This window comes from Streptococcus sp. Marseille-Q5112 (assembly GCF_916700555.1).
Classification (GTDB): Bacteria; Bacillota; Bacilli; order Lactobacillales; family Streptococcaceae; genus Streptococcus; species Streptococcus symci.
On sequence record NZ_CAKAKP010000007.1, the window covers coordinates 14,720 to 35,689 of the forward strand.

Sequence of the window (20,970 nt, forward strand, 5' to 3'; positions counted from 1 at the left end):
CTATGGGAATTGAAGAACAATTTGGCGAAATCGTTATCGCTCCACGTGTACTTGAAAAAATCATTGCCATCGCAACTGCTAAAGTTGATGGTGTCCACTCATTTTCAAATAAATCCGTATCTGATACCCTATCAAAACTCTCTCTTGGTCGTGGCGTCTACTTAAAAGAAAGCAACGAAGAACTAACTGCTGACATCTACCTCTATCTTGAGTACGGTGTGAAAGTACCAAAAGTTGCTCTTGCTATTCAAAAAGCAGTCAAAGATGCTGTTCGTGATATGGCTGATGTGGAACTTGCTGCTGTCAACATCCATGTTGCAGGAATCGTTCCAGATAAAACACCAAAACCTGAGTTGAAAGATCTATTTAACGAGGACTTCCTCAATGACTAGTCCACTATTAGAATCTAGACGCGAACTTCGTAAATGCGCTTTTCAAGCTCTTATGAGTCTTGAATTCGGCACAGATATGGAAACAGCTTGTCACTTTGCCTACACGCATGACCGTGAAGATGCAGATGTGCAAATCCCTGCCTTTCTTCTGAACTTGGTTTCTGGCGTTCAAGCTCAAAAAGACGAGTTGGATAAACAAATCAACCAGCACCTCAAGTCAGGCTGGACAGTTGAACGATTGACCTTGGTCGAAAAAAACTTACTACGCTTGGGTATCTTTGAAATCACATCATTTGATACACCTCAGCTGGTAGCAGTCAATGAAGCTATTGAACTTGCTAAGAATTTTTCAGATCAAAAATCAGCCCGTTTTATCAATGGACTGCTTAGTCAATTTGTAACAGAAGAAAATGAATAATCGAAAAGGTGTTTGGTCTTCCAGGCACCTTTTGACTTTCCCCTTGGTATAAAGTAAGAACCACATAAAAACTAGAACTGACTGCCAGTTCTAGTTTTTTACATATTCTAAAGAATTAGTATTTTCTAAATCGTTGGTAACGCTCTTCCAACAACTCTTCTAACGGTTTTTGTGAGAGTATAGCTAGCTCATCTTGAAGTTCTTTTTTGACAGTCTTAATCAGTTCTTTACTAGAAAGTCCTGCTTCAGAAATCACCTTGTCCACCACGTCCATTTCTAGTAGCTCGTGTGAAGTGATTTTCATCAGTTCTGCTGCTTCCATGGCACGACTGCCATCCTTCCATAGAATGGAAGCAAAGCCTTCTGGGCTGAGAATGGCATAGATAGAATTTTCCAGCATCCAGACACGGTCTGCAACTGCTAGAGCCAAAGCCCCACCTGAACCACCTTCACCGATAATGATGGCGATAATCGGAACTTTCAGATCACTCATTTCCATAAGATTGCGAGCGATAGCTTCCCCTTGACCGCGTTCTTCCGCTCCCACACCAGGATAGGCACCTGCAGTATTGATAAAGGTCACAACTGGACGGCCAAATTTTTCAGCCTGTTTCATCAACCGTAGGGCCTTGCGATAGCCTTCTGGATGTGGTTGTCCAAAATTCCGTTTGAGGTTGTCTTGCAAGCTCTTGCCTTTTTGGATACCAACCACTGTGACAGCTTGATCTCCAAGCCAGCCAATACCACCGACAACTGCACCATCATCACGAAAAGAACGGTCACCGTGTAATTGGATAAATTCATCAAAAATGCCTGTCGCAAAGTCCAAGGTTGTCAAGCGACTCTGCTCACGCGCTTCTCTGACTATTTTTGCAATATTCATCTAGGACACCCTCCATGCAATCTGACTAGGCTAGCAATCGTATCTGGCAAATCTCTTCTTTTGACAATAGCATCCACAAAGCCATGTTCCAATAGGAATTCTGCCTTTTGGAAATCCTCAGGTAAGCTTTCACGAACCGTATTTTCAATGACGCGACGCCCGGCAAAACCAACCAAGCTCTGTGGTTCAGCCAGAATGATATCGCCTTCCATAGCGAAAGAAGCTGTTACTCCACCTGTCGTTGGATCTGTCAAAATGGTCAGATAAAAGAGACCAGCATTTGAATGGCGTTTAACTGCTGCAGAAATCTTGGCCATCTGCATGAGACTCATGATTCCTTCCTGCATACGGGCCCCACCAGAGGCTGTGAAGAGAACAACTGGCAATTGTTCGACAGTCGCATACTCAAACAAACGAGTGATTTTTTCACCTACAACCGTACCCATAGAAGCCATGATAAAGTTAGAATCCATAATCCCAAGAGCCACAGTCTGACCTTTAATAAGAGCTGTTCCTGTCACAACAGCTTCATCCAGACCTGTTTTTTCACGCATAGTTGCTAGTTTCTTTTGATAACCAGGGAAATGCAAGGGATCCTTGCTTTCAATCCCCGTAAATAATTCCTTGAAAGTCCCCATATCAATCGTCAAAGCCAAGCGTTCTTGGGCAGAAATACGAAAGGTGTAGTTACAATGTGGACAGATACGCTCACTTCCCAGATCCTTCTGATAAATGGTATGCTTACAGCCTGGACACTGGGAGAATAATTCATCTGGAACCTCTGGCTTAGCTTGAGGTTTTTCCCTAACCGAACGATTGGGATTGATTCGAATATACTTATCTTTTTTACTAAATAGAGCCATTGATTCCCCTTTTCGGTTTAAACTCTTGAAGTCATTTTATTCTTTTTCTTGATATTTAGGTAAGAAGGTTTCCATCAAGAAGGAAGTATCATAATCCCCAGCAATAACATTGCGATCTGAAATGAGGTCAAGCTGGAAATCTGCATTGGTCTGCACCCCTTCAATCTCTAATTCATAGAGGGCTCGTTGCATTTTCATCAAGGCATCAAAACGATTTTCGCCATGGACGATGATTTTAGCAATCATACTATCATAATAAGGTGGAATGGTATAGCCTGGATAAACTGCTGAATCCACGCGCAAGCCAACTCCACCACTTGGCAGATAGAGATTGGTAATCTTACCTGGACTAGGAGCAAAGTTAAATGTTGGATTTTCTGCATTGATACGACACTCGATAGCATGCCCTCTTAGAACAATATCTTCTTGCTTAACAGATAAAGGCTGACCTGCCGCAATGCGAATTTGTTCCTTAACGATATCCACACCTGAAACAAACTCTGTTACTGGATGCTCTACCTGAACACGTGTATTCATCTCCATAAAATAGAATTTACCGCTGGCTTCATCAAGAAGAAATTCAATGGTCCCTGCATTCTCATAACCAACAGACTCTGCAGCTCGAACAGCAGCAGAACCAATTTCATTGCGTAGCGTTTTGCCAATTGCAATCGAAGGACTTTCTTCCAAAACCTTTTGGTTATTCCGTTGAAGAGAACAATCCCGTTCCCCCAAGTGAATCACATGTCCATGCTCATCTCCTAGGATTTGAACTTCGATGTGACGAGCTGGATAGATAACCCGTTCAATGTACATGGCACCATTGCCATAATTAGCCTTAGCTTCACTAGAGGCAGTTTCAAAGGCTGAAACGAGGTCTTCTGGTTTTTCAACCTTACGAATCCCTTTACCACCTCCACCTGCTGAAGCCTTGAGCATAACAGGATAGCCAATTTTTTCAGCAACAATCAAGGCTTCCTCAGAGTTATGCACTTCTCCATCCGAACCTGGAATGACAGGCACACCTGCTTTGATCATCTGAGCGCGCGCATTGATCTTATCCCCCATCATATCCATGACATGACCAGATGGGCCGATAAACTTGATACCAACTTCTTCACACATGGTCGCAAATTTGGAATTTTCACTGAGAAATCCGAAACCTGGGTGAATGGCTTCTGCCTCAGTCAAGACTGCAGCTGATAGAACCGCATTAATATTGAGATAAGACTCTGTTGGCTTACCAGGGCCAATACAAACTGCTTCATCTGCCAAAAGCGTATGAAGAGCTTCCTTATCAGCAGTTGAATAAACCGCCACCGTCGCAATGCCCAATTCACGCGCCGCACGGATAATACGAACCGCAATTTCACCACGATTGGCAATTAAAATTTTTCGAAACATGGAGAACCTCCTTAGTTCCCTATTGCAAAGGTAAGAGTACCACTAGCTGCAAGCTTGCCATCCACTTCAGCCTTTGCTTCAACCACGGCAATGCTACCGCGACGTTTTACAAACGTTGCCGTCATAACTAATTGATCACCTGGTACAACTTGCTTCTTGAATTTAACCTTGTCCATACCAGCGTAAAAGACCAGTTTTCCTTTATTTTCAGGTTTTGATAATTCCAAGACACCAGCTGTTTGCGCCAAGGCTTCCATGATTAGAACACCTGGCATAACTGGATATTGAGGGAAATGACCATTAAAGAAGGGCTCGTTGATGGTCACATTTTTAATAGCAACAATAGTATCCTCGCTCACTTCCAAGACACGGTCTACTAGGAGCATAGGATAACGGTGGGGAAGAGCTTCTTTGATTCCTTGAATATCAATCATTTGATACGTACCAATCCTTTACCAAACTCAACCATTTCTTCATTAGAAACGAGAATTTCCGTTACCACACCATCCTTAGGTGCTGGAATTTCATTCATGACTTTCATGGCTTCGATAATCACCAATGTTTGACCTTTTTTGACACTATCACCAACTGTAACGAATGCAGGTTTATCAGGACCAGCAGCCAAGTAAGCCACCCCAACAAGTGGACTCTCCACAACATCTCCCTCAGCAGTCACACTTGTTTCAGCTAGAGCTGGAACTTCTTCTGCTACAGTCTCTGCTGGAGCAGATGTAGGAGCTACTGGACTCGGTGTTGCTAGAACGGGCGCTGGAGCGACTTGAGCTGCAACTTCAGACACCATTCTCGCTTCATTCTTGCTAAACTGCAACTCATCCGTCCCATTCTTATAAGAAAACTCTCTCAAACTTGACTGGTCAAATTGGGCCATCAAGTCTTTAATATCGTTTAAATTCATAGTTATTCATTCTCCCAACGTTTGAAAGCAAGAACTGCATTGTGGCCACCAAAACCAAAGGTATTTGAAATAGCGTATGGAATTTCTTGCTCCAAGCCTTGTCCATAGACGACATTGGCTTCGATATAATCTGATACTTCACTTGTTCCAGCTGTCATTGGTACAAAGTTATGACGCATAGCCTCGATTGTTACGATAACTTCTACTGCACCCGCAGCACCCAGCAAATGTCCTGTGAAAGACTTGGTTGATGATACAGGCACTTCCTTACCAAGAACAGCTACAATCGCACCACTTTCTCCTTTTTCATTAGCAGGAGTTGATGTTCCGTGAGCATTGACATAGGCTACCTGCTCTGGAGAAATCTCAGCTTCTTCCAATGCTAGTTTGATGGCCTTGATAGCTCCCTGACCTTCTGGATGTGGTGAAGTCATGTGGTAGGCATCACAAGTATTTCCGTAACCAACCACTTCAGCAAGGATAGTTGCCCCACGTTTTTCAGCGTGTTCAAGGCTTTCAAGAACCAACATCCCAGAACCTTCACCCATGACAAAACCATTACGGTCCTTATCAAATGGAATGGAAGCACGAGTTGGGTCCTCTGTAGTTGAGAGAGCTGTCAGGGCTTGGAAACCAGCAATAGCAAAAGGTGTAATAGAGGCTTCTGAACCACCTACCAACATAACATCTTGGAAACCAAACTTAATTGAGCGGAAGGCATCCCCAATCGCGTCATTTGATGAAGCGCAGGCAGTATTGATGGATTTACAAACACCGTTTGCTCCAAAACGCATAGCAACATTTCCTGAAGCCATATTTGGCAAGGCTTTCGGAAGGGTCAATGGTTTCACACGTTTTGGCCCTTTGTCATTTAGGCGAAGTACTTGATCTTCAATTTCTTTGATTCCACCAATACCAGAGGCCACAATAACACCAAAACGATCTTTATCAAGAGCCTCTACATCCAAATTGGCATGATTGACAGCTTCTTGGGCTGCGTACAAGGCATACAAAGAGTAGTTATCAAAACGATTGGTATCTTTCTTAACAAAGTATTTATCAAAAGGAAAATCTTGGATTTCTGCTGCATTATGCACATCAAAGTCACTATGGTCAAATTTTGTAATTTTACCAATTCCGATTTTTCCAGTTGTCAAACTATTCCAAAATTCTTCTGGTGTATTTCCGATTGGAGATGTTACTCCATAACCTGTTACTACTACGCGATTTAGTTTCATCTTTTTTACCTCTAGCTTCTGCTACATACTTAAGCCACCATCAATGGCAACCACTTGACCAGTTAGATAATCTTGGCCTGCTAAAAATACTGTCAAATCTGCAACCTGCTCTGCCTGCCCAAATTCTTTCATGGGAATTTGTGCCAGCATAGCATCTTTTACCTTGTCTGATAGGACAGCTGTCATATCGGACTCAATCATTCCAGGTGCAATAGCATTAACCCTGATATTGCGATTGGCCACTTCACGCGCCACAGACTTGGTAAAACCAATCAAACCAGCCTTAGAAGCTGCATAGTTAGCTTGACCGATATTTCCCATCAAACCAACAACACTAGACATATTAATGATAGCACCTTCTCTGGCTTTCATCATCGGTTTCAAGACTGATTGTGTCATGTTAAAGGCACCAGTCAAGTTAACCTTGAGCACTTTTTCAAAATCTGCTTCTGTCATCTTGAGCATTAGGGTATCTTGGGTAATCCCTGCATTGTTGACCAAAACATCTACTGAACCCAGCTCTACAATAGCTTGATCAACCATACACTTAGCATCTGCAAAATTTGATACATCTCCTGAAATGGGAACCACCTTGACACCATAGTTTGAAAACTCAGCGAGAAATTCTTCTGAGATTGCCCCACGACTGTTTAAAACAATATTGGCTCCTGCCTGAGCAAACTTGTGGGCGATGGCAAGACCAATCCCACGACTCGAACCTGTAATAAAGATATTTTTATTTTTTAGTTGCATTCTTTTCTCCTGTTTCCTCTTGTATTTGTGGGAGAAGGGATTACTCGTTTTCTAGCAAGGCTTCCAAACTCGCCTGATCTTCAACATTGGCTAGTTTAGCTGTCTTATCAATTTTTTTGACAAAGCCTGACAAGACTTTCCCTGGGCCAATCTCGATAAAGTTGGTTACTCCTGCTTCTTGCATAACTGCAATACTTTCATAGAAACGAACTGGTTCCTTGACCTGACGCGTCAAGAGTTGAACTATATCTTCTTTTTGCATAACTGCAGCTTCTGTATTACCAACTAGGGGACAAGTGAAATCTGAAAAACTTACCTGAGCTAGTGTTTCAGCCAGTTTCTGACTAGCAGGCTCAAGGAGAGCGGTATGAAAAGGTCCTGAAACATTGAGAGGAATCAAGCGTTTAGCTCCTGCTTCCTGCAAGAGTTCAACAGCTCGATCAACTGCAACCACTTCTCCACCAATCACGATTTGTGCAGGTGTATTATAGTTGGCTGGGGTAACCACTCCAAGTTCAGAAGCTTTTCGACAGACTTCTTCAATGACCTCTACTGGCGTATTGAGAACTGCTACCATCTTGCCAGAACCAGCAGGGGCCGCTTCTTCCATATAGGCTCCACGCTTAGCTACCAAGGCAACCGCATCTTCAAAATCCAAGGCGCCACTGGCCACTAGGGCAGAGTATTCTCCAAGAGACAAACCAGCAGCCATGTCAGGCTGATAGCCCTTTTCTTGCAATAAACGATAGATAGCAACTGAAGTTGCTAAAATAGCTGGTTGCGTATAGCGAGTCTGATTGAGTTTTTCTTCTTCCCTATCAATAAGATGACGCAAATCATAACCGAGCACCTGACTTGCTTGATCAATCGTTTCTTTGACAATAGGGTAGTGATCATAGAGATCCCGTCCCATACCTAGATACTGGGCACCTTGACCAGCAAATAAAAAGGCTGTTTTAGTCATTTCTTACAACTCCTGCCCAACGAGAGGCTTCTTCTTGAATTTTCTTAGCTGCTCCGTAATACAAATCTTTTAGGATTTCTTCAGCTGTTTCTTCTTTGGAAACAAGTCCTGCGATCTGACCTGCCATAACAGAACCACCATCCACATCTCCGTGAACAACCGCTTTGGCTAGAGCACCTGCTCCCATTTGTTCAAAAATTTCCAAATCTGGATTTTCTTGCTTAAAGGCATCTTTCTCAGCTTTTTCAAAATCACGAGTCAATTGGTTTTTAATAGCTCGAACAGCATGTCCAAAGTGTTGAGCTGAAATCGTAGTATCAATATCTCTAGCTTTTAAAATTTTCGCCTTGTAATTCGGATGGGCATTAGACTCTTTTGCAACGACAAAGCGAGTTCCAACCTGAACAGCTTCTGCACCTAGCATAAAGCCAGCCGCAGCACCTTCACCATCCGCAATCCCTCCTGCAGCAATAACAGGAATAGATACAGCAGCAGCAACCTGGCGCACCAAGGTCATGGTTGTTAATTTACCGATATGCCCCCCAGCTTCCATTCCTTCTGCAATAACGGCATCCGCACCGATTTTTTCCATGCGTTTAGCTAGGGCAACACTCGGTACAACAGGAATAACCGTAATACCAGCTTCATGGAAACGTTCCATGTATTTGCTTGGATTTCCTGCGCCTGTTGTAACTACCTTAACCCCTTCCTCGATAACGAGGTCTACAATATCTTCCACGAATGGAGACAAGAGCATGATGTTGACACCAAAGGGTTTATCAGTCAATGATTTGATTTTATCAATATTTGCCTTGACAACTTCTTTAGGGGCATTCCCCCCACCGATAATCCCTAGTCCTCCAGCCTTGGAAACAGCTCCTGCCAAATCACCATCAGCAACCCAGGCCATTCCTCCTTGGAAAATAGGATAATCAATGTTCAATAATTCTGTAATACGCGTTTTCATAGTGCCTCCATCGTTTCTTGCTTACGTAATAGTTCGATACCGTCATAATTTGACAATCAAACTATTGCCTAAACAAGAGGGAGCGGGTTTCCCTACTCCTTCTATCTTATATTCTGATTATTTTGTTTGCTCTTCAACGTAGGCAACCAAGTCACCAACTGTTTTCAAGTCATCTTCTGCTTCGATTTGGATATCAAAAGCATCTTCGATTTCTGAGATTACTTGGAACAAGTCCAATGAATCTGCGTCCAAGTCATCAAAAGTTGATTCAAGTGTTACTTCTGATGCGTCTTTTCCAAGTTCTTCAACGATAATTTCTTGTACTTTTTCAAATACTGCCATGATAGGACTCCTTTAAAATAAATAGTTTTTTTATAACAATGTGTTCACCACATGATTACCTAAATTGTAAGAATGAGCGTGCCCCATGTCAAACCTCCACCGAAGCCTGATAGAAGAATAGTCTGGCTACCATCTAAAGGGATGAGACCTTGTTCTACACACTCTGAAAGTAAAATCGGGATACTAGCTGCACTGGTATTGCCATATTCCATCATATTGGCTGGAAGTTTAGCTCGGTTAACACCGATTTTTCTAGCCATTTTATCCAAAATACGGTCATTAGCCTGATGAAGTAGCAGATAATCCAGGTCTGTCGCCTCTACAGGAGATTCATCAATAGTCTGTTTGATAGACTTGGCTACATCTCGAATGGCAAAATCAAAGACCGCACGCCCATCCATCTTCAAAAATGAATCTGCATTTTCTTGATCTGAAAATGGAGAATGTAGGCCTGAATGTCCATACGTCAGACACTCGCTGCGACTTCCATCGCTATTGAGACTCTCTGCCAAGAAATGCTCTTGCTCGCTAGCTTCTAACAAGACACCACCAGCACCATCTCCAAACAAAACAGCTGTTGATCGGTCTGACCAATCGACTGCTTTAGAGAGGGTTTCACTACCAATCACCAAGCCTTTTTGAAAGCGACCAGAAGCGATAAACTTTTCAGCAGTTGAAAGAGCAAATACAAATCCACTGCAAGCAGCTGTTAGGTCAAAAGCAAAGGCTTTATTAGCACCAATATTAGCTTGAACACGAGCAGCTGTAGAGGGCATCATCGAATCAGGAGTAATGGTAGATAGGATGATAAAATCTAACTCCTCTCCTGTGATTCCAGCTTTTGCCATTAGTTTCTTGGCAACTTCTGTAGCCAAATCACTAGTAGATTCTGTTCTTGAAATATGCCTTTGTCGTATTCCCGTCCGACTTGAAATCCACTCATCATTGGTATCCATAATCTGAGCCAAATCATGATTTGTAACCACTTGCTCTGGCACATAATGAGCAACCTGGCTTATTTTTGCAAAAGCCATTATCTCAAATCCTCCAAAAATTGATAAAGATTGGTCAAACCTTTGCTCATAACCTCCATCTCTTGCTTACTCATACCATCAATGATTTTTTCAACCATAGCCTTGTGGAAGCGTTTATGTAGTCTATGAACCAAGCGACCTTTCTTTGTCAAATGCAGATGCACTACACGTCGATCATGTTCTGAACGAATGCGTTCAATGTAACCCTTGCGTTCGAGATTATTCAAACTAGTCGTAACTGTCCCAAGAGTCACCATCAACTCTTTTGACACTTGACTTGGTGTCACATCTGGAACTTTTCCAATCACATCAATCGTATGCATTTCTTTGATGGAGATATCCTTGAAACGACTACCCCTCAAGCTAACTTCCTCAATAACGAGGACATTGTTAAATATAGACGTTAAATATTCATTAATTCGTTGGTAGTCCAATCTTTCCTTCCCTCCTTTTCAAAAAAACTTTTAGAATCAAAACATTTGACAAAAGAATTATATCAAAGTTCAAAGAATGGTGCAAGTATTTTTTTATTTTCCTGTAAATTTAGGTCGTCTTCTTTCCGAATGAGCCCGAACTCCCTCTTTGAAATCCTCTGTTTTCGCTAGTGACTCCTGAAGGTTCAGTTCTAAAGTAGCATAATCTTGCCAATCTTTAAATTGGCTTTCCCAAACCAACTTCTTGATGGCAGCATAGGAATTGCTTGAACCACGTCTTAATTTTTTAAGAAGCTGTTCTCTGGTTTTTTCTAACTTATCAGCTTCAGAAATGCGGTAAACCACACCCCACTCTAGAGCTTTTTCTGCTGTCAAAGCCTCTCCTGTCATGGCTAATTGAGCAGCACGTGTCACACCAATACTTCGGCTCAAGAGATGAATCCCTCCTGCATCTGGAGCCAAGCCAACTCCAACAAAGGCTTGGATAAATTTAGCCTTATCCGTAGCAATGCAGAAATCTGCCGCAACAGCCATATTCGCTGCGGCACCTGCAACAGCCCCATCAACCTCCATCAAGACAGGCTTTGCAATTTGCTTGATTTTATAAGAAATAGTATTGACTAATTCTGCGATTTTTGTCAATGATGGAATATCATCCTCATCGACTGCTCGCTTCATCTCAACCAAATCTCCCCCAACTGAAAAGACTTTGCCATTCGCGTTGATTAAGACAAAATGCACAGCCGGATCCTCTTCTGCCAAAGTCAGAGCTTCTAAAATCTCCTCACACATAGGAATATGAAAACCATTTGCGACCTCAGGACGATTCAAGGTAATGATTGCCAAATCCTCTTCAAGCTGATAAATAATGTGTTCCATCAGGACTCCTTTTTTATTTTATAAGCAGTTTAAATTATTTTATTTTCAAAGTATATCTTTTTTAAAATCAGAAAGCAAGAAAAAATCAACTGAAAGTGTCTCAGCCGATTAGAAAGGCTCGCTTTATACTAGAAAGCATCTTATTTTCTTCATTGAAAAAAGGCTTTCTTTCTGCTATAATCGTATAAAATACTTACTTTAGGAGTTCTTATGAAAGTTGTTAAATTTGGAGGTAGCTCTCTTGCCTCTGCTAGTCAATTAGAAAAAGTTTTAAACATCGTCAAAAGCGATTCAGAGCGTCGTTTTGTCGTCGTTTCTGCGCCTGGTAAACGCAATGCTGAAGATACTAAAGTTACGGATGCCTTGATTAAATACTACCGCGACTATGTTGCTGGTAACGATATTAGTAAGAGTCAAAACTGGATTATCGACCGCTATGCTGCTATGGTTAGTGAATTAGGTCTTAAACCAACTGTGCTAGAAAAAATTTCAAAAAGCATTCGCGCCTTAGCCACTCTTCCTATTGATGAAAATGAATTTCTCTACGATACTTTCCTAGCAGCGGGTGAAAACAACAATGCTAAATTGATTGCTGCCTACTTTAATCAAAACGGGATCGATGCACGCTATGTGCACCCTAGAGAAGCTGGTATTGTGGTCACAAGTGAACCTGGTCACGCTCGCATCATTCCATCAAGCTATGACAAGATTGAGGAATTGACAAATGCAAATGAAGTCCTTGTCATTCCTGGTTTCTTTGGTGTTACTAAGGAAAATCAAATCTGTACCTTCTCACGTGGAGGATCAGACATTACAGGTTCTATCATTGCTGCCGGTGTTAAGGCAGACCTCTATGAAAACTTTACAGACGTTGATGGTATCTTTGCGGCTCACCCTGGTATTATCCACCAACCACACTCGATTCCTGAGTTGACCTACCGTGAAATGCGTGAGTTGGCCTATGCAGGATTCTCAGTCCTTCATGACGAAGCCCTTCTACCTGCCTACCGTGGAAAAATTCCTCTGGTTATCAAGAATACCAACAATCCTGATCATCCAGGTACTCGTATCGTTCTAAAACATAGTAGTGATGAATTTCCAGTTGTGGGAATTGCTGGTGACTCTGGCTTTGTCAGCATCAACATGTCGAAATACCTCATGAACCGTGAGGTTGGATTTGGACGCAAGGTTCTTCAAATCCTTGAAGATCTTAACATCGGTTGGGAACATATGCCAACAGGTATCGACGATCTTTCAATCATTCTCCGTTCTCGTGAACTAACTCCTATCAAGGAAGAAGAAATCCTTCGTCAGTTGGTGCAAAAAGCTGAAGTAGACCATGCAGAAATCGAGCACGACCTTTCAATCATTATGATTGTTGGCGAAAAGATGAAGAGTCACATCGGAGTAACTGCTACTGCGACACGCGCTCTATCTGAAAACAAGATCAACATCCAGATGATGTCTCAAGGTTCTAGTGAAGTGTCTATTATGTTTGTTGTCCATAAGGACCAAGAGAAAGCAGCTATTAAAGCCCTCTACAATGCCTTTTTCGGTGAAAGTAAGGAAGACTAAGCATGGCTCAATCACTTAACAAAACAGTGCTCCTCAATACGACAGGCACCTCCTACCTCTCTATAGCTGGGAAAGTTGGGAAATTCCTTGTCGGAGATCAGGCTCTGGAATTTTACCCAGATGTCAATGTTGAACAATTTATCCAGATTCCTTGGAGCCATATCAACCAGATTGGAGCCAATGTCACTGGTCGAAAAATCAGTCGCCACTTCGAAGTCTTTACAGACAGAGGAAAATTCCTCTTTGCTTCAAAAGACTCAGGTGCTATTCTCAAAATTGCACACGAAAAACTGGGCAATGACAAGGTCGTCAAACTTCCGACCCTGATTCAGACCATTGGGCAAAAATTTAAAAATCTATTTGCAAAAAAGTAGAAACTTTAGTATAATCATAGCAACGGATAAGTAGGTTATCTTCTTCTTTCAGAAAGTCTGCGGGTGCTGCGAGCAGATAGGAGGGATAGGTGAAATTCTACCGTTAGTAACAATTGCATACACAATCAAGTGCACACCTGTGAAGTTGGATGGAACCGTGGCCCTGCCACTCCAGCGCTTTGTCAGGTGTGCTTTTTTCATAAAGGAGTTCTTATGTTAGATATCAAACGTATTCGTACAGACTTTGATGCTGTCGCAGAAAAATTGGCTACACGTGGTGTAGATGCTGCTGTCTTGAATGAAATGAAAGAAATCGACGCTAAACGTCGCGACATCTTGGTCAAGGTTGAAACTCTCAAGGCAGAACGTAACATAGTTTCTGCTGAGATTGCCCAAGCTAAGCGTAATAAGGAAAATGCAAATGACAAGATTGCTGCCATGCAAACTCTATCTGCTGAAGTCAAAGCTTTGGACGCTGAATTGGCAGACATCGATGCTAAATTGACAGAATTTACCACTACTCTTCCAAATATCCCAGCTGACAGCGTTCCTGTTGGGGCTGACGAAGATGACAATGTGGAAGTTCGCCGTTGGGGTACTCCACGCGAGTTTGACTTCGAGCCAAAAGCCCACTGGGATCTTGGTGAAGACCTTGGTATCCTTGACTGGGAACGCGGTGGTAAGGTAACAGGAGCTCGCTTCCTCTTCTATAAAGGACTCGGTGCTCGTTTGGAACGTGCTATCTACAACTTTATGTTGGATGAACATGGAAAAGAAGGCTATACGGAAGTCATCACGCCTTACATGGTTAACCATGACTCTATGTTTGGAACTGGTCAATATCCAAAATTCAAGGAAGATACTTTTGAACTCAGCGACAGCAATTATGTCCTTATTCCTACAGCAGAAGTTCCTCTGACAAACTACTACCGTGATGAAATCCTTGACGGTAAAGACCTACCAATCTACTTTACTGCTATGAGTCCTTCTTTCCGTTCTGAGGCTGGTTCAGCTGGTCGTGATACTCGTGGCTTGATTCGTTTGCACCAATTCCACAAGGTTGAAATGGTTAAATTTGCCAAACCAGAAGAATCTTACGAAGAATTGGAAAAAATGACAGCCAACGCTGAAAACATTCTTAAAAAACTCAACCTTCCATACCGTGTCGTTGCTCTCTCTACTGGAGATATGGGCTTCTCAGCTGCCAAAACTTACGACTTGGAAGTTTGGATCCCAGCGCAAAATACCTACCGTGAAATCTCAAGCTGTTCAAACACAGAAGATTTCCAAGCTCGTCGTGCCCAAATCCGTTACCGTGATGAAGTAGATGGCAAGGTTAAATTGCTCCACACCTTGAACGGTTCTGGACTTGCAGTTGGACGTACAGTAGCTGCTATTCTTGAAAACTACCAAAATGCAGATGGTTCTGTGACTATCCCAGAAGCACTTCGTCCATACATGGGTGGAGCTGAAGTTATCAAACCATAAAAAATAAGGTTTAGCTATTTCTAGCTAGACCTTTTTTCGTAACCAATTCAGATAAGCGCCTAACACAAAGACTAAAATAATTAAGCAAATAGCGGTTTCAGCCAGTATCAAATAATCCAAAAATGGAAGTTTCAAGATTCCCTGAGCCATCTTGAGCGAGGTAGCTGTGATAATGGTTGGGAAGGTGAGGGCTGAGAAGGCTGGTTGAAAACCTTGTTTTAAAATATTTGGCAGGCGAGTCAAAACAAAGAAAAAGAAAGTTTGAGAAGCCAAAATCATGGCAATCAAGAGCCAAGTCGGTAGGCTGGCTCCTCCAACTCGAACCAGGGAAGCCAAGAGTAGGGAGAAAGGAGCACAGTAGATTCCTTCTTGTCCAAGCATGGCTAGTGGGAGCGGATGTTTCTTTAAATCGCTATAAATAAGGGGATAGAGATAGAATGTCAAGAGAAAACCAAAACTCAATGTCGCATAGGCAATCTCGATGATGCCTACCAGAGGATAGGTCAAGGCAGCCACTGCTATCCCCACATAAAGTACCGTCCAGCTAGGAGTCGCATGAACCCTCCGACCCGGATAGGCAAATTTGATAGTGAAGCCAGCAATCAGAGCCACATCCAAGAGAAATGAAAAGCACCAGAGCCCTTGAGCAACCAAAGGAAAATGAGGGAAGACTCGAAAGACATAAGTCGATAAAATCATCCCAGCCATAGGAAAGGTGGCCATTCCTGACAAAAGTAGGGGCTTGGTCAATTCCTGCTTAGTTTCCTTCCAATTAAAGAGATGAAGAAGCAGAAAGAATATCCACAAAATCAAACCTGTCAGACTAAAAAGATGTGACAGAACCGGCAACGTATCTAAAATAAGATTTCCAGCTCCTGCCAAACCTAGCAAACAACCAGAAAATACCAAGGGGAGTTTTTTCATCCTAACCTCCAATAATCATGTTAGTTTCAGTATAGCATAAAAGCGCTTAATTGAGGGATTAAAAAAACGAAGTCCGATTATTTCAGACTTCATTTTTTACTCAGATATGAATTAAGCATAAGGTTGCAATTCTGGGTTAATTGGTGTATTGGCTAGATTGTTGGCATAGTTACAGAGGCTTGCTAGGCTGACACCAAGAACCACATCCAAGGCATTTTGTTGAGTGTAGCCAGCTTCTAGAAACTCAGCCAAGGCTTCATCTCCTACACGACCCTTGGTATTGATAACCGCTAAGGTAAACTTAGCTAGGGTGTCCAATTTGGGATCTGTTTCAATCGGAGTGCGATTACGAAGGGCTTGAAGAAGGTCATCATTCATCTGAATTTGTTTGATTGAAAAGGCTGTGTGACCTGCGACGCAGAAAGCACAACCATTAGTTACGGCTGCCGTGATTTGCACCACTTCGCGCTCAACAGGTGTCAGGCTATTGCGGCGGTTGATAGCTCCGACAGTTCTGTAGGCTTCTAAGGCAGTAGGTGCATTAGCCAAGAGTCCAATTAGGTTGGGAATATAGCCATTGTTATCTTTTTCTACTGTTTCAAGAACTTCTTTTACTTCTGCTGGTGCTGATTCGACTGTATGAATTGTAAATGTTGTCATCATAAAACCTCTTTTCATTTTGTTGAAACCTAGTCTATCACAGATTCTATACCTTGCATAATATATATTTTAAATTGCACTGATAAAAATTTTTTATGAAAGCAAAAAATCACACGCGGTGTGTGATTCCATTATTTATCAAAATACTTTTTAGTCTCAGCAATGACGACTGGCGACAAGACCAAGAGGGCAATCAAGTTCGGCAGAGCCATCAAGGCATTGACAATATCTGCGATAATCCAAACCATATCCAACTCGATAAATCCTCCCAACAAGACCATGAGCACAAAGACCACACGGTAGAGCCAGATAAAGCGAACACCGAAGAGGAACTCGAAACAGCGTTCTCCATAATAGTTCCAACCTAGAATCGTCGTAAAGGCAAAGAGTACAAGGAAGATGGTCAAGAGGGCAGGCCCAAAGTGTGAAAAGACTGTTGAGAAGGCTGACTGAGTCAAGGCAACCCCATTCAAATCACCACTCCAAACACCAGTTACCAAGATGGTCAATCCAGTCAGCGTACAGATAACGAGAGTATCAATAAAGGTTCCTGTCATGGAAATCAAGCCTTGCTCTACCGGTTCATTTGTCTTAGCCGCAGCTGCTGCAATGGGAGCAGAACCCAGACCAGATTCGTTTGAGAAGACACCACGCGCCACACCATTTTGAATAGCCATTCGAATGCTAGCACCAGCAAATCCACCTACCGCAGCAACAGGACTAAAGGCTGATGTCAAGATTAGAGTGATTGTAGCTGGGAGTTTCCCGATATTAAAGAAAATAACTGTGAGAGTTCCCAAAATATAAATGATAGCCATAAAAGGAACAACAGTAGTTGAAACCTTAGAGATGGACTTGAGTCCGCCAAAGACAGCAATCGCTACTAAGACAGACAAAACGAGAGCTGTGATAGCTGGCGAAATAGTCGTTGTATTTTGGATAGATTCTGTAATCGAGTTGACTTGGGTGAAGGTCCCGATTCCCAACAAAGCTACTAAGACACCTGCTATAGCAAAAAAGATGGCAAGTGGTCTCCACTTTTCTCCCATACCCAAAAGTATATAGTGCATGGGACCCCCTGCAACAGCACCGTTATCGTCTTTAGTCCTGTATTTAATAGCTAATAAACCTTCCGCATACTTGGTTGCCATTCCAAAGAAAGCCGCCATCCACATCCAAAAGAGGGCTCCTGGTCCACCGACCTTGATAGCTGTCGCCACCCCGATAATATTTCCCGTACCAACTGTCGCTGCCAGGGCTGTACACAAGGCCGCAAAACTGGATACATCCCCATGCCCCTTATCCTTGATAAAAATAAGCTGAAAGGCCTTAGAGAGACGCAAAACCTGCAAGAGTCCTAGACGAGCAGTTAGGTAAATCCCTGTCCCGACCAATAAAATCAAGAGGGGTGGTCCCCAAGCAAAAGCATCGATTGATTTAAGCAATTCTAACATTTCCTTCTCCTATCTTTTCAACCCCAAAAGAAAGAGCACATGCAAGATACATGTACTCTGGAATGCTTAGATAAATGCTAAAAAGCGGTCTATCCTAGCTCTGTCCTTTTACCTGAGAGTTTGAGCAGTTGCCTGCCTTGCCCCTTCGGTGCCTTTACGGTCTCTCCAGAGTTCCGTCCATTTACAGTCATGGAAAATCAAACGATTCGCCACTTCTATTAAACTTCATTCGGTGTTGGTATTTAATTGATTCTTATTTTACAAAAAATGTTGGCTTTTGTCAATGTGTTTTGGGAAATTCTTATTTGACTCAGTTAACTAAACTTGGTAATGATTTTCGAAATCATAAACTCCCCAATTTACGCTATAAATCTTTTAAATTACTATTTACAACTTCTCTGCTCATCTCATTATTAAAGAAAGGAAGACCGACGATACGATAACGTTCATCGTCCAACAAAGTTCTTGCCTCATCTCTTTCAGTAATTTGCAGTAAGAATTTCTCTTTCCAGCCTTCTTTACTATTTTTGAAGGTATTATTACTATCCAAAAATTGACTTCCTTTTGGCTCAATGAAAATCTGCCAAGAAGTATTTCCAACTTTTTTATCATTTGCAAGCAAGATAAAGTCAGGCTCAAAAGCACACCCTTCATCAAAACTATAGATTTTCACTGCTTTCTCATTTCGCAAAAGATAAATATCAGACCACTTTTCCTGCAAATCATTCATCAATTCACGGATAGCACGCACCAGATATTTCTCCTCGCTTGTTCCAAAGTTATCATCATAGGCATACCAATCTAGTTGATCGATATTTTCAAAAATCTCTGTTTCAGACTTGGTTTTTTGTGACCGTCCAAACTCTGCATTCCCATTTACATTAACAGTATACTTTCTCAAAATATTCTCTTCAAAAACTTCACGTACAGGAACAGATTCAAAGTTAGCTGAACCATAAAAGCGCTCTTCAGTTGGAACGATATCTTTTTCAATGCTATATAAAAGCTGTTCTGCAATATAGAGTTTCTGGTCTGAAGTTAACTCACTTATTTGTGATAAAGAAGATTCTACTATAATATTAACTTTTGAAAGCATTTCGATGAAGGCAGATACACCACTCAAGCCAAAGAAAGCTTTCTGTAAGTTTTTAAAGGTATACTGTTTATTGCGATTGATAGCTGCTCGAACAATATTGGAAGTAATTTCTTTTCCAAACTCGAAATTTAAGGTGTTTGTCGAATCAGTCGCAAAAATATCATCTTCTGAGAAAGCTTCAAAATCTCTTGTGTTGAAAGTCGGTAAACTGACCTCAAAGGAACTAGGAATGAAAGAGGTATCCAACAAACTTTCCTGTCGTTGTTCGACATATTCTTGATAAGAAAGACGTTTATTCATCCAAACAAGACCCTCTATATAGGTTCGTGTTTGTTTGAAAGACTCTTTTAGCTTTAATTCACGCTCTTCTAAATTGACATCATCAAAAATTCCAGACTCACGCAAGACTTGCTTTAATTCAGAAATATAGCGAGGATTATTGGCAGAATGATAATGAAGCTGTTCTATGACACGAAGTTCATTGTTTTCATTTTCATCAAATTTACGAGTGAACTTCTCCTCGATTTGATTATCAATCACAAAGGGATAATAACGTGCACCACGACCAATGAGTTGCTTTTCTGCATTGGTAGTGTTCCCTGCGACAAAACCGTTCTTTGTTGTCTTACCATCACGAATATCGTAAAGGCGAACAATATCAAAAAGATTCAAAACATCCCAGCCTTCGTTGAGCATATCAACTGCAAAAATAGCACGAATTTCATTTGAAGGGAGTTCCAGAGTATTCAACTCCACTAAATTGTTGCTAGTCTTGTTTTTCCCATCAATCACGAGTAAGCGTTCACGGCGAAAATCTTCCTGCAATTCCTCAATTAAATCTTGAAAAGAAAGTCCAGACTCCTCAAAAAAAGCAAATGCTTTTTCCAAGATATTTTTTTGCTCCTCATCATTTGCAGTTAAGTTTTTTTGAGACTGTACTTGTTCTACTGACAGATTGGCTAACATATCCAAAAAAGCCTCTAAGTTTCCTTTATTTTCAGCAATTTTTTGCGACTTAAACAAGACCAAAGGTTTGAGGTTGATGCCATGTTTCAAGGCGATTTTCTTGCGGTATTGGCTGATAATGATTGACTGCAACATACGAGTTGGAAGTTCATTATCTACTAAGTGGAAAAGAACATCTTTAGAGTACTTATCCAAGCGGAACTCTTTCAAATCATACTTGAAAATCAAAGATTTTTCATATTTTTTGGCAATATCTGGATTTGCTAAGTCAATGGTTGCTGTAAATTCAAATAAAGAAGATTTACGGGCTGTACTTTGAATGTTTTCAATCGTCGCCGTCCAGCTGTCGTTCTCATCTTTTTCTTTCTTACCGAGTCCAGCATTCAAGTGATGGGCCTCATCTGCCAGTAACACAAGCGACAAATCTTCAAATTGCTCATAAGTTAAGCGATTTTCCCTTGGAGTGTTTAAATCTTGGTGAAGTTTTTGAATGGTTGTAAAAACAATATTGATACTATCAGGCTGACTATCGGAAAAATCTGTCACTTCACGTATTCCCACCACTTGATTATCAATCGTTATTTTATCCGCAAACAGGTATTTTCCCATCTCATTAGGCAAGAAGTTTGCCCTTGTCTTGGTAAGAATATTGTCGTTATTCACAAAAAAAATAAAATTCCGTTCACCCTGTTTAAATTTTTCAAGGATAATCGCTGCCATCAGCAAAGTTTTTCCTGAACCTGTCGCCATATTGTAGAGGACTTGTTCTGGTTTTTTTCGATTGTTCTCATCCCTTTTGTAGTAGAGATACCTCCCTACCGCCTCTTTCTGGTAAGGACGCAGTGGAAATTTCAGATTTTGCGTGATGTAGTCTGGAATGCTTGCCTTAAAGTCAATGAAGCCATTTTCACTAGCTTGCTTATAAATTTCATACACAAAAGCCATC

At 41.6% G+C, this 20,970-nt stretch carries 22 protein-coding genes and 1 riboswitch; of the genes, 5 read left to right on the forward strand and 17 right to left on the reverse strand.

The features are described 5' to 3' along the window. Positions 1-2: 2 nt before the first annotated feature. Both LG372_RS06120 and nusB read left to right on the forward strand, forming a co-directional pair. A complete protein-coding gene (locus LG372_RS06120) occupies positions 3-392 on the forward strand; it encodes an Asp23/Gls24 family envelope stress response protein (RefSeq protein ID WP_000510575.1) in 390 nt (129 codons plus the stop codon). Further along, positions 385-810 carry a transcription antitermination factor NusB gene (nusB, locus tag LG372_RS06125; protein WP_000203638.1) on the forward strand — a complete coding sequence of 142 codons (426 nt, stop codon included), beginning with the start codon at positions 385-387 and terminating at the stop codon, positions 808-810. The genes LG372_RS06120 and nusB overlap by 8 nt, the downstream gene beginning before the upstream one ends. Before the next feature lie 115 nt (positions 811-925). On the opposite strand, the gene LG372_RS06130 is transcribed toward nusB, so the two are convergent. From LG372_RS06130 to LG372_RS06190, 13 genes are all read right to left on the reverse strand, one after another. Beyond that, entirely contained in the window at positions 926-1,693 is a 768-nt protein-coding gene (locus LG372_RS06130) for an acetyl-CoA carboxylase carboxyl transferase subunit alpha (RefSeq protein ID WP_125451798.1), read from the reverse strand. Beyond that, a complete protein-coding gene (gene accD / locus LG372_RS06135; RefSeq protein WP_225742360.1) occupies positions 1,690-2,556 on the reverse strand; it encodes an acetyl-CoA carboxylase, carboxyltransferase subunit beta in 867 nt (288 codons plus the stop codon). Before accD ends, LG372_RS06130 begins: the two co-directional genes overlap by 4 nt. A gap of 36 nt (positions 2,557-2,592) precedes the next feature. Beyond that, the gene (gene accC, locus LG372_RS06140; RefSeq protein ID WP_225742361.1) at positions 2,593-3,960 is read right to left on the reverse strand and encodes an acetyl-CoA carboxylase biotin carboxylase subunit; all 1,368 of its coding nucleotides are present in this window, start codon (positions 3,958-3,960) and stop codon (positions 2,593-2,595) included. 11 nt (positions 3,961-3,971) lie between these two features. Further along, a complete protein-coding gene (fabZ, locus tag LG372_RS06145) occupies positions 3,972-4,394 on the reverse strand; it encodes a 3-hydroxyacyl-ACP dehydratase FabZ (protein ID WP_000565512.1) in 423 nt (140 codons plus the stop codon). Continuing rightward, entirely contained in the window at positions 4,391-4,876 is a 486-nt protein-coding gene (gene accB, locus LG372_RS06150) for an acetyl-CoA carboxylase biotin carboxyl carrier protein (protein ID WP_042751651.1), read from the reverse strand. Before accB ends, fabZ begins: the two co-directional genes overlap by 4 nt. Before the next feature lie 2 nt (positions 4,877-4,878). Then, entirely contained in the window at positions 4,879-6,114 is a 1,236-nt protein-coding gene (fabF, locus tag LG372_RS06155) for a beta-ketoacyl-ACP synthase II (RefSeq protein WP_225742362.1), read from the reverse strand. Positions 6,115-6,135: 21 nt separating this feature from the next. Further along, complete coding sequence (gene fabG, locus LG372_RS06160; protein ID WP_225742363.1) at positions 6,136-6,867, reverse strand: 3-oxoacyl-[acyl-carrier-protein] reductase; 732 nt, start codon at positions 6,865-6,867, stop codon at positions 6,136-6,138. 40 nt (positions 6,868-6,907) lie between these two features. Then, on the reverse strand, positions 6,908-7,831 hold the full coding sequence (gene fabD, locus LG372_RS06165; RefSeq protein WP_225742364.1) for an ACP S-malonyltransferase: 924 nt from the start codon (positions 7,829-7,831) through the stop codon (positions 6,908-6,910). After that, the gene (fabK, locus tag LG372_RS06170; protein WP_225742365.1) at positions 7,824-8,798 is read right to left on the reverse strand and encodes an enoyl-[acyl-carrier-protein] reductase FabK; all 975 of its coding nucleotides are present in this window, start codon (positions 8,796-8,798) and stop codon (positions 7,824-7,826) included. The genes fabD and fabK overlap by 8 nt, the downstream gene beginning before the upstream one ends. Positions 8,799-8,915: 117 nt before the next feature. Continuing rightward, positions 8,916-9,140 (reverse strand): acyl carrier protein, encoded by a 225-nt coding sequence (locus LG372_RS06175; RefSeq protein WP_000257838.1) that lies wholly within the window; start codon positions 9,138-9,140, stop codon positions 8,916-8,918. Positions 9,141-9,199: 59 nt separating this feature from the next. Further along, complete coding sequence (locus LG372_RS06180) at positions 9,200-10,174, reverse strand: beta-ketoacyl-ACP synthase III (protein ID WP_225742366.1); 975 nt, start codon at positions 10,172-10,174, stop codon at positions 9,200-9,202. Then, the gene (locus tag LG372_RS06185; protein ID WP_000386356.1) at positions 10,174-10,608 is read right to left on the reverse strand and encodes a MarR family winged helix-turn-helix transcriptional regulator; all 435 of its coding nucleotides are present in this window, start codon (positions 10,606-10,608) and stop codon (positions 10,174-10,176) included. Before LG372_RS06185 ends, LG372_RS06180 begins: the two co-directional genes overlap by 1 nt. Positions 10,609-10,701: 93 nt before the next feature. Beyond that, complete coding sequence (locus LG372_RS06190; protein WP_225742367.1) at positions 10,702-11,487, reverse strand: enoyl-CoA hydratase; 786 nt, start codon at positions 11,485-11,487, stop codon at positions 10,702-10,704. Positions 11,488-11,697: 210 nt separating this feature from the next. Here LG372_RS06190 and LG372_RS06195 point away from each other — a divergent pair, with 210 nt between their 5' ends. The 3 genes from LG372_RS06195 to serS all read left to right on the forward strand — a co-directional run bounded on the left by LG372_RS06195 (position 11,698) and on the right by serS (position 14,924). Further along, a complete protein-coding gene (locus LG372_RS06195) occupies positions 11,698-13,062 on the forward strand; it encodes an aspartate kinase (protein ID WP_225742368.1) in 1,365 nt (454 codons plus the stop codon). A 2-nt stretch (positions 13,063-13,064) separates the two neighbouring features. Beyond that, positions 13,065-13,436, forward strand: coding sequence for a DUF956 family protein (locus LG372_RS06200; protein ID WP_225742369.1), 372 nt, complete (start codon positions 13,065-13,067; stop codon positions 13,434-13,436). Between the two features lie 213 nt (positions 13,437-13,649). Further along, positions 13,650-14,924: a serine--tRNA ligase gene (gene serS, locus LG372_RS06205; RefSeq protein ID WP_225742370.1), complete on the forward strand. Its 1,275-nt coding sequence runs from the start codon at positions 13,650-13,652 to the stop codon at positions 14,922-14,924. Between the two features lie 24 nt (positions 14,925-14,948). On the opposite strand, the gene LG372_RS06210 is transcribed toward serS, so the two are convergent. From LG372_RS06210 to LG372_RS06225, 4 genes are all read right to left on the reverse strand, one after another. Next, on the reverse strand, positions 14,949-15,848 hold the full coding sequence (locus tag LG372_RS06210) for a TDT family transporter (RefSeq protein ID WP_225742371.1): 900 nt from the start codon (positions 15,846-15,848) through the stop codon (positions 14,949-14,951). Positions 15,849-15,959: 111 nt separating this feature from the next. Then, the gene (locus LG372_RS06215; RefSeq protein WP_000206768.1) at positions 15,960-16,508 is read right to left on the reverse strand and encodes a carboxymuconolactone decarboxylase family protein; all 549 of its coding nucleotides are present in this window, start codon (positions 16,506-16,508) and stop codon (positions 15,960-15,962) included. Between the two features lie 131 nt (positions 16,509-16,639). Beyond that, positions 16,640-17,962, reverse strand: a complete 1,323-nt coding sequence (locus LG372_RS06220) for an alanine/glycine:cation symporter family protein (protein ID WP_225742372.1) — start codon at positions 17,960-17,962, stop codon at positions 16,640-16,642. 90 nt (positions 17,963-18,052) lie between these two features. Further along, positions 18,053-18,141: riboswitch (glycine riboswitch) on the reverse strand. 185 nt (positions 18,142-18,326) lie between these two features. Further along, positions 18,327-20,969: a DEAD/DEAH box helicase family protein gene (locus tag LG372_RS06225; protein ID WP_225742373.1), complete on the reverse strand. Its 2,643-nt coding sequence runs from the start codon at positions 20,967-20,969 to the stop codon at positions 18,327-18,329. Between the last annotated feature and the right edge of the window lies 1 nt (position 20,970).